General features: G+C 42.0%; 17 protein-coding genes. 6 read left to right on the top strand and 11 right to left on the bottom strand.

What is annotated here, in order from left to right:
- Nucleotides 1-5 precede the first annotated feature (5 nt).
- A complete protein-coding gene (locus H6F41_RS08340; protein WP_190403015.1) occupies nucleotides 6-524 on the top strand; it encodes a hypothetical protein in 519 nt (172 codons plus the stop codon).
- 6 nt (nucleotides 525-530) lie between these two features.
- On the opposite strand, the gene H6F41_RS08335 is transcribed toward H6F41_RS08340, so the two are convergent.
- The 5 genes from H6F41_RS08335 to H6F41_RS08315 form a co-directional block, all read right to left on the bottom strand.
- Nucleotides 531-1,421: a DNA-formamidopyrimidine glycosylase gene (locus H6F41_RS08335; protein ID WP_190403014.1), complete on the bottom strand. Its 891-nt coding sequence runs from the start codon at nucleotides 1,419-1,421 to the stop codon at nucleotides 531-533.
- A 64-nt stretch (nucleotides 1,422-1,485) separates the two neighbouring features.
- Nucleotides 1,486-1,677 (bottom strand): photosystem I reaction center subunit IV, encoded by a 192-nt coding sequence (locus H6F41_RS08330; protein WP_055077578.1) that lies wholly within the window; start codon nucleotides 1,675-1,677, stop codon nucleotides 1,486-1,488.
- Nucleotides 1,678-1,857: 180 nt separating this feature from the next.
- A complete protein-coding gene (locus H6F41_RS08325; protein WP_190403013.1) occupies nucleotides 1,858-2,382 on the bottom strand; it encodes a L,D-transpeptidase in 525 nt (174 codons plus the stop codon).
- 140 nt (nucleotides 2,383-2,522) lie between these two features.
- Nucleotides 2,523-2,810 carry a small RNA NsiR4-regulated ssr1528 family protein gene (locus H6F41_RS08320; protein ID WP_190403012.1) on the bottom strand — a complete coding sequence of 96 codons (288 nt, stop codon included), beginning with the start codon at nucleotides 2,808-2,810 and terminating at the stop codon, nucleotides 2,523-2,525.
- Between the two features lie 31 nt (nucleotides 2,811-2,841).
- Nucleotides 2,842-3,540 (bottom strand): class I SAM-dependent methyltransferase, encoded by a 699-nt coding sequence (locus H6F41_RS08315; RefSeq protein WP_190403011.1) that lies wholly within the window; start codon nucleotides 3,538-3,540, stop codon nucleotides 2,842-2,844.
- Nucleotides 3,541-3,753: 213 nt separating this feature from the next.
- On the opposite strand from H6F41_RS08315, the gene H6F41_RS08310 reads away from it, so the two are divergent.
- The 3 genes from H6F41_RS08310 to H6F41_RS19340 all read left to right on the top strand — a co-directional run bounded on the left by H6F41_RS08310 (nucleotide 3,754) and on the right by H6F41_RS19340 (nucleotide 5,273).
- On the top strand, nucleotides 3,754-4,509 hold the full coding sequence (locus H6F41_RS08310) for an alpha/beta fold hydrolase (protein ID WP_190403010.1): 756 nt from the start codon (nucleotides 3,754-3,756) through the stop codon (nucleotides 4,507-4,509).
- A gap of 301 nt (nucleotides 4,510-4,810) precedes the next feature.
- Complete coding sequence (locus tag H6F41_RS08305; protein WP_190403009.1) at nucleotides 4,811-5,020, top strand: hypothetical protein; 210 nt, start codon at nucleotides 4,811-4,813, stop codon at nucleotides 5,018-5,020.
- A 124-nt stretch (nucleotides 5,021-5,144) separates the two neighbouring features.
- Nucleotides 5,145-5,273 carry a type II toxin-antitoxin system RelE family toxin gene (locus tag H6F41_RS19340; RefSeq protein WP_408962536.1) on the top strand — a complete coding sequence of 43 codons (129 nt, stop codon included), beginning with the start codon at nucleotides 5,145-5,147 and terminating at the stop codon, nucleotides 5,271-5,273.
- 99 nt (nucleotides 5,274-5,372) lie between these two features.
- Here H6F41_RS19340 and H6F41_RS08295 read toward each other — a convergent pair whose 3' ends face one another.
- Both H6F41_RS08295 and H6F41_RS08290 read right to left on the bottom strand, forming a co-directional pair.
- Nucleotides 5,373-5,699: a type II toxin-antitoxin system HicB family antitoxin gene (locus H6F41_RS08295; protein ID WP_190403008.1), complete on the bottom strand. Its 327-nt coding sequence runs from the start codon at nucleotides 5,697-5,699 to the stop codon at nucleotides 5,373-5,375.
- Nucleotides 5,692-5,946 carry a toxin HicA gene (locus H6F41_RS08290; RefSeq protein ID WP_190403007.1) on the bottom strand — a complete coding sequence of 85 codons (255 nt, stop codon included), beginning with the start codon at nucleotides 5,944-5,946 and terminating at the stop codon, nucleotides 5,692-5,694. Before H6F41_RS08290 ends, H6F41_RS08295 begins: the two co-directional genes overlap by 8 nt.
- Before the next feature lie 42 nt (nucleotides 5,947-5,988).
- Here H6F41_RS08290 and H6F41_RS08285 point away from each other — a divergent pair, with 42 nt between their 5' ends.
- Both H6F41_RS08285 and H6F41_RS08280 read left to right on the top strand, forming a co-directional pair.
- Entirely contained in the window at nucleotides 5,989-6,159 is a 171-nt protein-coding gene (locus H6F41_RS08285; protein ID WP_190403006.1) for a hypothetical protein, read from the top strand.
- 75 nt (nucleotides 6,160-6,234) lie between these two features.
- On the top strand, nucleotides 6,235-7,650 hold the full coding sequence (locus tag H6F41_RS08280) for a DNA cytosine methyltransferase (protein ID WP_190403005.1): 1,416 nt from the start codon (nucleotides 6,235-6,237) through the stop codon (nucleotides 7,648-7,650).
- 2 nt (nucleotides 7,651-7,652) lie between these two features.
- Here H6F41_RS08280 and H6F41_RS08275 read toward each other — a convergent pair whose 3' ends face one another.
- From H6F41_RS08275 to ctaD, 4 genes are all read right to left on the bottom strand, one after another.
- Nucleotides 7,653-8,351, bottom strand: a complete 699-nt coding sequence (locus H6F41_RS08275; RefSeq protein WP_190403004.1) for a SinI family restriction endonuclease — start codon at nucleotides 8,349-8,351, stop codon at nucleotides 7,653-7,655.
- A 110-nt stretch (nucleotides 8,352-8,461) separates the two neighbouring features.
- Nucleotides 8,462-9,973 (bottom strand): GMC oxidoreductase, encoded by a 1,512-nt coding sequence (locus H6F41_RS08270; protein WP_190403068.1) that lies wholly within the window; start codon nucleotides 9,971-9,973, stop codon nucleotides 8,462-8,464.
- Between the two features lie 56 nt (nucleotides 9,974-10,029).
- The gene (locus H6F41_RS08265) at nucleotides 10,030-10,644 is read right to left on the bottom strand and encodes a cytochrome c oxidase subunit 3 (protein WP_190403003.1); all 615 of its coding nucleotides are present in this window, start codon (nucleotides 10,642-10,644) and stop codon (nucleotides 10,030-10,032) included.
- Nucleotides 10,631-12,307, bottom strand: a complete 1,677-nt coding sequence (gene ctaD, locus H6F41_RS08260) for a cytochrome c oxidase subunit I (protein ID WP_190403002.1) — start codon at nucleotides 12,305-12,307, stop codon at nucleotides 10,631-10,633. Before ctaD ends, H6F41_RS08265 begins: the two co-directional genes overlap by 14 nt.

The raw sequence follows: 12,307 nt of genomic DNA, 5'->3' as shown, positions 1-12,307 counted from the left end.
AAGCCATGGGAACACCGAACAAATCACATCAGGGAGTGTTTAGGAAATTGTTCCAATTAGCTGTAGTTTTAATCGCGATTCCTGTTTTGTGGATATCTTGGCTTGCGTGGCAAATTATATCTACTAATCAAGCATCTACCAGCCCAGACAATGCCGATGTTGTGTGTTCTAATTCACTGCACACAGTCAATAACACCCAAATTTATAAATCCCATCCGCGAAAAATCATCATTGAACCTTGGTTAGGACAGCATCACGTCTACGCGCTGTTTGTTGTCCCTAAGAAATACTTGATTGGTGGTGAGCCTTATCCAGCCGTAGTAGAAGTCAAAGGATCAACCAAACTGGTTTCGATTACAGGGGCAAAACCAAGTCTCTATGCAGGTATCGATGTGCCACCAGACCATACGTTAGTAGTGTCATTTTTCTGGACGAGGGAAGTAGTTTGGCAAATTTTACAAGGTAAGTATGGTGAACTTCGTCAGCCTTGCAATTGGACGCTTTATATTAAGGTGTTGTCATAAAGATATCTAGTTTTTCCCATCCTTTGCGATCGCAGATTGACATTGTGGACAAAAATGCGTCGAACGTCCGCCAAGTTTGATGCGTATAATGGTAGTCCCGCAGATGTTACATGGTTGCCCTGTACGCCTAAATACCCAAGCAGTATCAATATAGTTACCCTTAATTCCTGCAATATTTTGAAAGGAACTGAAGGTAGTTCCACCCTTGGCAATACCATCACTGAGGGCGCGAATAATTGCTTGATGCAGAGCTTCGACCTGTGCTGAAGTTAAGCTATTGGCAGGAAGCTGAGGATGAATTTTGCTGAGGAATAGTGACTCATCGGCGTAAATATTGCCAATGCCCGCAACGATTTCTTGATCGAGTAGTACGGTTTTAATCGGGCGACCAGAGCGGCTGAGTTTCGTGGACAAATGCGCTGGCGTAAACTCAGGATCAAATGGCTCTAAACCTAACTTTTGTAATCCCGTAATTACAGATTCAGTGGGTTGATCGGAAGGAACCCACCAAACTTTGCCAAAGGTGCGCTGATCATCAAATCTCAGTTCTTTAGGATGGCTAGTTTTTTGCTTTTTTGAGGATGTTTTCTCTTTAACAAACAGACGTACTCGCGTATGCTTGCCGACAGGTTCATGGCGATCGCACCAGAGCAAGCTACCCGTCATTCGCAAATGTACGCCTAATTTATGCCCCTTAGACAAACTCGCAATCAAATATTTTCCCCGTCGTTGCCATTCTGTAAACTCTTGACCGAGCATCGCCGCCAAAAAAGCTTCAGGGTGATCGGGATAGGCGATCGCACGGGGCAACAAAACTTCGCCACCTTCAATCTGCCACCCCAAGGTGTTTTGATTTAAACCAATACGAACTGTCTCAACTTCTGGTAATTCGGGCATTACTTACTAAAAAAGGTACAATCTTTGCTACGCAAAGATTGTACCTTTTTTAAGCGAGAAGAATCTAGGCGACTTCTTCGACTTCATCGATCGCAAAATTGTTAGTTGCGACGTTGGAGTAGTTTACGCTGTCGAAACGAACGATCACTGGGTAGATGATGCCGCTCTTGTCAACAGAAGCTACAGTACCGACTTCACGATACCAGTAGGATTCTTTACGCAAAATACGAACCTTAGAACCGCGTTGAACTGCCATAGGTTTATCCTTATTCTTAAAGACTGTAATGTGAAAAATAAAATGATTACAGATACCGTCTCTAGGTTACTGTGAGGCGATCGCCTCTGTCTATTTCTAGCTCGTTAAGTTTTATGAAATTCAATCAAGAGTGGTGATGCTTTGCGCCGCTTCTCGCATAGTTCTAAGGCATGTGGGCTTTTAGTTAACGACCACAGGCGTACCGACCGAAGCCCATCGATATAGCCATGCGGCATGGTCTGGGGCAACATTCGTACAGCCATGACTCACAGGAATACCAAAGCTGTTGTGCCAATATGCCCCATGAATCGCGTAATTGCCACTGTAGTACATCACATTAGGCACATCTGGCACATAGTAGTCATCACCTTCCATACTCGCAACAGGATATTTAGTCTGGACGGCAAAGACACCCATTGGGGTAGGGGTTGAACCTTTTCCTGTCGAAACAATGACGGCATATACGAGTCGGTTGCCTTCCCATGCTAGTAGGCGTTGACTTCGCAGGCGAATTTCAATCCAACGCTGACCTGATCGCTTTAGTCTTTCGATGGCACGTTCGCGGGAATTGAGGGGACGTGTAGAATTTTGGGCAACCGCATCATTGTTTTTGCTCAAGGTCACTAAGCCAACCGAACCGACTAGCCCTGTTACAAACAGCGCGGTAAGTAGGGTTTTGGGAATGGTTTGCCAATACTTAAACATAGTGATTTGCAAGGTTGCATATATATTAATTATGCCCAGATCTTGCCTAAAATACGCCAAAAGGCTGTAGATTTAGCTCGACACAAAAAACAAGAAGTGAGTGGCGGCGCGAAGCACCGCCATTCACTTCTTATTTCTGGCTACTTATTGTAAAAATAAGCAATGTCTTTATCTTTAAGTGGGGCAAATCCTGCGTCGATTAACTTTTGGTTTAGCTCGTCTTGAGGAATGTGCTTTGCGCCAATACGGACAATGCGCGATCGCATGGTGTTAGTTACGCCACTACGTTGACGACCTGCCTCCAGTGCCATGACACTACTGTAAAGGTCGAGCTTTTTGGGATCAATGGGTGAGCCATCAAAGTCAATCCCTTTTGCGATCGCAATATCAATTGCATCTGCACCTGTTGTTTGAGAATTATCGGACATGAGTTAATCCATCTAGTTTGATGACATCAAACTACCACTGAACGCGATACATCCGAAATAGTGATCCGTCTTTTTGAGCAGTGACTTTGCCACCCATGGACTGAATCAGTTCTGTAATTTCTGCTAGGGGTGTAAAAAACACCTCCACACCCAAGTACATCTCTAGAATTGCCCAATTTTCGGCAAGCTCTAGGTCAGGGGAGATCACATCAAAAATCAAGATGCCGTTTGGCTTTAAAACTCGTTTGGCTTCACGGAAAAATATTTTCAAATAATCGAGGGGATAGTAGCAGCTAAAGCCTGTGGCAATGACGCGATCAAAAAATCCATTTTCGTAGCTGTTGAGTTGATGAGCTGAACCTAGTTGTACGCCTTTAAAGAGTTTAGAGTTAAGTTGTGAACCCCTTGAATTGAGAGCATCTTTCGCCACAAAACTAATTTCCTGACCATAAAAGTAAACTTCCCAATCGCGCCAAGGATAAATCAAAAAGCTAACTCCACAACCAATATCTAGGCAACGCTGATTTTTTTGAAACTGGGCTAATTCCCAAAAGGGGGAGGCAATTTTGCTAGATAGGGAATGACTAACCCATTCTCGAAATAGGGGCATGGATTCCACTTCTGCTGGCAAGTCAAAGGCTTCATTACGATATTCGCGATCGTAGCGTTTTTGGACTTGGGCAATAGCTTCTGTCCATTCATCCGCTTGAGAAGTAAAAGATTTATTCATAAAAGTTTATAGATATATATAACTTGCTAAGGTGTCAAGTATCGCAATAACAACACTTAGAAAACTAGTGTTTGAAGAGTAAACCAGTGTTTGAAGAAAGAATTTTCTAACAGAAATGGGAAATACTCTATTCTATATCGTGTCACCCTTTCCCTCAAAAGTCTGTGTATTCTAAAAATATCTACGTCTAAACAATAAGTACCCAATAAACATATGTCCAAAATTACTGTTGGTGATATTAATGTCAACTATCAAATCCAAGGTAGTGGTTCACCATTGCTGATGATTATGGGTCTGAGCTTTAGCCTTCTTGATTGGAGTAAGAAATTTACCGATTTACTTGCTCAGCACTATCAACTGATCTTGTTTGATAACCGCGATGCAGGGCTAACTAGCCAATCTGCTAGCTCCTACGATATTGTGAATATGGCAGATGATGCCGCAGGACTTTTAGAAGCTTTGAATATCAACAAAGCTCATGTATTTGGTGTCAGTATGGGTGGTGCAATCGCTCAGCAATTTGCTTTAAAGCACCCTAAAAAACTGGATAAACTCATTCTTGGGTGTACATTTGCAGGTGGTGAGTGTAGTGAATTTGGAGATATCAGTGGATTGATAACTGGAGATCTTTTACCGTTACTATTTACACCCATATTCATTCAAGATCATCATCTAGAACTGGAACAACTTCTAAAGGAAACAATTCCATTTCATAGCCAGAATGAAGCCTTACAACGTCAGCTTCAAGCTCTTACAACTCATAACACTTGTGACACACTACCCAACATTACAGCCCACACACTGATAATTACGGGAGATAAAGATATAGCTATCCCTTCTGCAAATAGTAATACACTGGTTAGCAAAATTCCGAATTCTAAATTAGAAACTATTGTAGATGCTGCTCATGGATTTTCTTATAGCCATCCAGATGAGACTGCTCAACTAATTCATTCCTTTTTGCAGTAAGTAACTAAATATGGATTATCGAGAATTTGAAAGCCATGGGAAAAATGCGCGATCGCAAAATTATTATTTAACTTTGCGTTCAGTGATAGCTGACTCACAAATTTGATTCAAACTGCGATCGCAGTCGCACTATCTTGATCAACAACATTAGTTACATTAATTAATTTTTATTTGTCTGTATTTAGGCTGAACATGTTTTAGGCGATCGCCCAACCAACGACAAAAAATGCGATCGCCACAAGGTGTTTGATGTTATTGAGTTAGAATTATGTAAACTTGGTTTATGATTGAGAGTTTGAATATGCAAATACTCCTTGACGATGAGAAGACAAGAGAAATGCTTACTGAAATCTTAATTGATTTGATTAAGACTAGAAAAGAGCTTTTTGCGGAAATATTTCAAGATGCTTTAGAAGAGGTGGGTTTAGGGAATGCGATCGCTGAGGGTAGAAAAAATGAGTTTGTTCCTGAAGAGAATATCTTTGCGCTTCTAGATGGTGATATTGCATGAATGTTAGGTTTGAGTCTAGATTTGAGAAAGACTTGAAGTTAGTCAAGGATCGTAACGGTTGAAGCAGGTGATTTTGTCCTGTAAGCAAGCTGAATCTGTGGGGGAAATCAATAATCTAAAAAAGATGCAGGGATATGATAGTTTTTATCGCATTCGCTTAGGTGATTACAGGGTAGGGATAGAAGTGTTGGAGAATGAAGTAATTTTTGTAAGATTTTTGCACCGTAAGGATATTTACAAGTTTTTCCCTTAGAGGCGATCGCCCAACCATCCACAAAAAACACGATCGCCCAATCATCCCCCTCACAAAAATGCGATCGCCCAACCATCCACTAATACAAAACAAAAAATATCAACCTGCAAGTTTTTGACTCATATAGCGATTTAAGCTAACGTTTTCTTCTGCGGCCTCCATTGCTAATCTGCGATGAAGAGATGGAGGAATGCGAACTTGAAGCTTACCGCTATAGACTTTTTCAGCTATTGGTTCTGGGATTTTTTCTCCATTTGATTCCATATCTGTTACCACATCTTTGACTAAGTTTGTAATACCTTCTAGTGCATCGGAGCGATTTTCATGAAGGTAGGACAAACTAGGGAACTCTGCACATAATCCTGCGAATTCTTGATCTTCGACTGACCAAGTGATTTTATAGCTGTAGTGTTCATGGTTAATCATCTTTCATTCCCTCAATTTTTTCGATCGCTGCTAATACTTGTTTGACTTGGTACACTTTGGCTTTGCCATTCTTTTCTTGAATATTAACGCGAGGGTCGCCTTGCCAAGGTGTTTTGTAGACACAATGACTTGTCCCTTGCTGTCGAGGCTCTCCAAAGTAATGATTGCAAACTTTTACTAAATCAGTGAAGTTAACATTTTGAGAATTCCTTTTTAGCTGAGCAACTATTTTTTCTACTTGTGCCATAAGGTTAGGTTTATAGCAAATACTAGTATCAATATTAATACTGTGTCAAGCGATCGCTCAATCCCCACCCCAAAAACGCGATCGCCAAATCCCCCACAAAAACGCGATCGCCCCGCCACTTACAAAAACGCGATCGCCCAATCAATCACTCAAAAACGCGATCGCCCCAACCACTCACATTCCCTTTCTCAGCTAAAAGCATCATTGTCATAAACTAATTAAGTCTTGCAAGATTTCATTTTTAATATAAAATGGTACGCATCACAAGTTTCGCAAAAGAAATTCACAATGCGTACCTACCAAACAATAAAAGAAGCAGCTACAAACTTAAATGTAAGTGAACAACGTGTGCGAACTTTATGTCGGGAGGGCGTTATTGATGCAGAAAAAGCAGGTAACACTTGGTTGATTAATCCCAAAAGCTTATCTCAGTATGGTCTTATGACTGCTCACCATCTTGCGGAAGACCATAGATCATATTCTGTTAGAAAGAATAAGCCGATAGCTTTGAGCTTTTTCTCTGGTGCAATGGGATTAGATCAAGGACTTGAAGAAGTTGGTTTTGATATCAGATTGGCTTGTGAAGTTGATCAATACTGTCGTCAAACGATTGCTCTGAATAAGCCTAATATTGCTTTAATTGGGGATATTAACAAGTATTCAGCAGATGAGGTTCTCTCATATGCTGGGCTTACCCGCAGTGATGACGTTGATTTGATTGTTGGCGGTCCACCTTGCCAGGCATTTAGCACAGCAGGAAAGCGAAATGGGTTTAACGATTATCGTGGCAACGCCTTTTTGACTTACCTGAATCTTGCGTTAGACATAAGACCCAAATATTTAGTGATTGAAAATGTTCGTGGACTATTATCTTGTCCAATGCAACATCGACCTCATGAAATGAGAGGTTCTGATTTTCCTGACCTGAGCCTAGATGAATTACCTGGTGGTGCTCTAAATTTTGTTATTAGTATTATCAAAAAAAATGGATATGGTTTTTCATTTAATCTCTACAATGCGGCGAATTTTGGGACTCCTCAGTGCAGAGAACGTGTTGTTATAATTTGCTCTCGTAATGGAGATAAACCACCATTTTTAGTGCCTACACATTCTGAGTATGGAGAAAATGGACTTAAAAAATGGAAGACATTTAGACAAGCAACTAGAGGACTTACTAATCATCATCATTTGACATTTCCAGAGAAGCGCTTAAAGTATTACAGGATGCTTAATGAAGGACAAAATTGGAAGTCTTTGCCAGAAGATTTACAGAAAGAAGCATTAGGAAAGTCTTACTATGCTGGAGGTGGAAAAACAGGTTTTTTACGCAGACTTGCATGGGATAAACCATCCCCTACTTTAGTCACTCATCCAGCTATGCCTGCGACTGATTTAGCTCATCCTGAAGAAGATAGACCTTTATCTATTGAAGAATATAAACGTATTCAAGAATTTTCTGATAATTGGCAATTAGCTGGGCCCCTTATTGAACAATACAAACAAGTTGGAAATGCTGTTCCTGCCAGTCTTGGACGTGCAATTGGAGTATTAATATTTAAACTTTTACATGAAGAATCTATTCAAACTAATTTAAATTTCTCCTATTCACGCTACAAAAATACGAGTGATACAGAATGGTTCGTTAACTTTAATAATATTTCGCTTTCAGATAAAAAGAATTTAAATCAAATGTCTCTCTTTTAAAACTATTGATTTTGATTAATCTTTTGTTCTCTCAAATAACTTTTAACAAAGTCAACAAACCCTTGTTCACTGAGGTTGTAACCTTGCATTAGTTTTGGCAAATTGTTCCAGTTAGTTTTTCCTGTTTTTGAAAACGATCTGAACCATTTCTCGATTTCCGTTCCACTTCTAATCGCACTACTTGAAGAGTTTTCAGAATTATCTCTATTTTTAATCTGTAAGGCAAGCCATTTACAATCATCAGTCTTGCTTACAAAGTCAATTGCTTTAACAAAATCTCCACAACACCAATGCCAGTTATGATCGCGAAGAACAGAATCAAGATATCTTTCTAAAAGTGCGCCAACACAATTTTCTGCACACATTGAGTGCTGATGATCAATCTTAGTTTGTTCACACTGTTCTACACTATATCCATAAGCTTCCTGCATAACAATACTAACCATTTCATCAGGAACGGTTCTAGGCACAGCAGGAAAATCTGATTTGTTATAAGCAGAAAAATAACGCTCTGCTAATATTTTCAATCCAGCTTGAGTTTCAACAGATGGAATATTCTTCTTGCTTCTCCATGAAATACGATCTGGGTTATCTGCGAGAAAGTTACACACTTGAGAGAAAGATTCTATAAGACTCTTCTCAGAATTATTACTACTGTAAGCTAAAGCAACTTGTCTAGCTAAGTCTATATTGAAGGTCAAGATGAAAATCCTCTATGTAATGCTTGTGTTTTGTTTTGAATTTGCTCTAAGTAAGGGTATTTAGAATCATCTCAAACACCCTATACTATGAAATTAAGCGAGATATGTAATTATCTCAATCTTTCAATTAACCGATCGCCTACTCTTAGAGCATTAGCAATAATCGTCAAAGCAGGACTCACCGCCGCATTAGATGGAAAGAAACTGCCATCTACAACGTAGAGATTATCGAGATCGTGGGCGCGGCAATCGCGATCTAAAACGGAAGTTAGAGGATCATCACCAAAGCGACAGGTTCCGCATTGATTGGCGACCACTTGCAACGGCGACTCAGAACGGGGATGCATGAAACCAGTACGGAAGCCAGCTAGGGACTTCTCGATATTTTTTAAAACATCAGTCCACCGATAAATTAGGCGATCGTGGGCTTCCGTATTGTTGGGATTGTAATCGATATGGATTTTGTTGTTTTCCCAACGCACCCGATTATTTGAGTCTGGCAGATCCTCCGTTTGCGCCCACCAACCGATGGAATGAGTGGCTAACTGCTTCAGTCCGAAGTTAGGCATGAGCTTGGCAACAATAGAGAATACAGGTGGCGATTCCGCAAAAATGATGTCGGTGAGTAGTCCGCCAGAGTTCTGAATATGTCCCATTGGATAGGGAAAATCCGCATCACCCCAATAGAAATCATTTACATAAATCGATTTTTGGAAGGAGCCATTATTGGGCTTCGTGCTGAGTTGAACTACGGATGACAACAGGCTTTTCATCAAGTTCCGCCCCACTTGATCGGAGCTATTGGCAAGTCCTTTGGGATGGGAATCATTTGCCGATCGCAACAGTAACGCCGCCGAATTGATTGCGCCACAGGCAAGCACAACGATATCACCTAAAAAGAGATAGGACTGTCCGCCCACTTCCGCTTCTACTCCCTTTACCGATCGCCCCGATGGATTGGTATGGAGACTGATTACTTTGGCTTGGGTTTTTAAGGTGACATTGGCAGACTTCAAGGAAGGGACGAGGCAACTTTCTTCAGAGTCGCTAGTGGGGTCATCCTCTTTACGGGTCAAGCCGAGGGGAATTGTCGATGGATGCAAACCTTGATTTGCGATCGCCTCATAGATTTTCTGAATTTCAGGTTCATGACTCACCGCAGCATAGGGATAATCAGTGCTGTGAGTTGGTTCGGTGCTATCGGAATTTGTCTCGCCATGCACCTTATAGAGATTTTCCGCTTCGGTGTAATAAGGCTCAAATTCGTCATACTTCACGCACCATTCTGGGGAAATTCCCGCTTGATGAGTGACTGCCTCAAAGTCCTTTTCGCGCCGCCGCAAGAGAGCCGAGCCATAGATTTTGGTATTGCCCCCGATCGCATAGTTAGTTTGCGGTGAAAATGGCTCGCCTGTGTGGTCGTACCATTGTTCAGGAGCATGATAGCGATCGCGCTGAAAGATATCGATATTGCTGCGATTCTGTTCTTCGAGAGGCATAAAATCACCACGTTCCAGAATCAGGATTTTCTTGCCTGTAGAAGCGAGTTTATAGGCAAGAGTTCCTCCCCCCGCACCAGTCCCCACAATAATCACATCGTAATAATTGTCATCAATAATCATTGGATTTTCCCTCATATATTTGAAGTTTGTAGATGGTGCGAAGCACTATCTACAAACTATTGCCAGACATAAATCAGCGTAAACAATGCAATCCAAATCACATCAACAAAGTGCCAAAATAGCGAAGTTGCCTCAATGCCGTATAAACCCTTGTCATATTCATTGGGAAAGAACGATCGCACCAACATGATTAGCTGCAACAGCACACCTGTTAAAACGTGTAGACCATGAAAGCCCGTCAGCAAATAGAAACTACCACCAAACACGCCATCCCCGAAGCCAAAGGCTAAACCACTCCATTCCACGGCTTGACCATAGAGGAAGTAACTACCCATAGCGATCGTTAGGAGCCAAAAGGCGCGAAATCCCCACAGTTGCTTTTTATGGAGAAATTTCTCAGCGATGTAGATGGTGAAACTGCTGGAAACCAAAATCACAGTGTTAATTGCAGGTTCGCGAATTTCTAGCCCAGTGACACCATCAGGAAGCCAATTGAGGGCGGTAGTTTTATAGACAATGTAGGCAGTAAAAAAGCTCAAGAAGATGACGCTTTCGGAAAGGAGGAAGACGACAAAGCCAAATAGCCGATTATCGGGATGCTCACTATGGACAGATTCGTGGGTAACTTCCAGAATGGGATTGTCACCAATAGAAGTATCAACTGGTTGCATGATTTATCTCCAACTTATCAGGATTAGAAACTAAGGGTTCATCTTTGCCATAGCCGTAGGGTTCCGAAATTACAATCGGTAACTCTTCAAAGTTCTCATGGGATGGCGGCGAAGAAACTAGCCATTCCAAACCGATCGCCCGCCAAGGATTTTTGGGAGCTTTGTCTCCCTGTACCCAAGAGCCAATCATGTTAAGCAAGAATGGTAATGTCGATACTCCTAAGAGAAATCCGCCTAAACTAGCAATCACATTCCAGAAAGCAAACTCTGGATCGTAGGAGGCAACGCGACGGGGCATTCCTTGCAAACCAAGGGGATGCATCGGAAAGAAACAGGCATTTGTACCGATAAAGGTAAGGATGAAATGGAGCTTTCCTAAACCTTCGGAATACATTCTGCCTGTCATTTTGGGGAACCAATGATACAGCGCTGCGTAGATTCCCATTACCACTGCGCCGTAAATTACATAATGGAAATGTCCGACCACAAAGTAAGTATTATTCACATGAATATCAACGGGAACAGAAGCCAGCATGATGCCTGTAATTCCAGCGAATACAAACATTACCATCGCACCTAAGCCAAATAGCATCGCCGTAGTTAGCTTGATTTTGCCGCCCCAGATCGTCGCTACCCAAGCGAAAACCTTGATCCCTGTCGGTACAGAAATCAACATTGTCGTCGCCATAAAGAGCATCCGCATCCAGCTAGGCGTGCCACTGGCAAACATATGATGCACCCAGACAATGCCACTTAATCCTGTAATGATTAAGGAAGACACCGCCACGACTTTGTAACCAAAGAGAGGCTTACGCGCATAGACAGGGAAAATCTCGGAGAAAATCCCAAACACTGGCAAAGCAATCACATAGACCGCAGGATGGGAATAGAACCAGAAAAAATGTTGAAAGAGAACGGGATCGCCGCCTTTAGCGGGATCGAAAAAGCTCGTCCCAAAGGTCAAGTCAGACAAGAGCATCACGGCTCCTGCGGTGAGGGCTGGCAATCCAATTAGCTGAATGATTTGCGCGGCAAGGACTGTCCAGACAAACACAGGCATTTTGAACCAAGTCATGCCCGTAGTCCTCATTCGGAAAATGGTAGTCACGAAGTTAATCGCACCCATAATCGAAGCTACACCCGAAATAGCGACTGCAACTAACCACAGGAACTGACCATTAACAATATTTCCCGTAGGATTTTGCAAACTTACAGGAGGATAAGCCCACCAGCCCGATTGCGAAGATCCCCCAGGCACAAAGAAGCTTGCCATCAGGATTACTCCAAATACAGGAACCATCCAAAAGGCAACAGCATTTAACTTTGGGAAAGCCATATCACGAGCGCCGATCATCAATGGCACTAAGTAATTGGATATTCCTAAAAGTACGGGAAATGTCCAGAGAAACAGCATGATCGTGCCGTGCATCGTGAACATTGAGTTATACACAGCGCGATCGACGAGATCCGATTCAGGGGTAATCAGTTCGCCCCTTATCACCATCGCGAGAACACCACCAATGAGAAAAAAGAAAAAGGAAGTAACAATGTACTGAATCCCAATCACTTTATGATCGGTACTAAATCCAAAAAATCGCCGCCAGTCTTCGGGTTTCTCTGGGGGACGAGTATCAGCGATCGCATCAGTAGAGATATTTGCCAT

This window comes from Pseudanabaena mucicola FACHB-723 (assembly GCF_014696385.1).
Lineage (GTDB): Bacteria > Cyanobacteriota > Cyanobacteriia > Pseudanabaenales > Pseudanabaenaceae > Pseudanabaena.
Note: the sequence above shows the minus strand (reverse complement) of the source record. Positions and strands in the feature narration are given on the sequence as shown.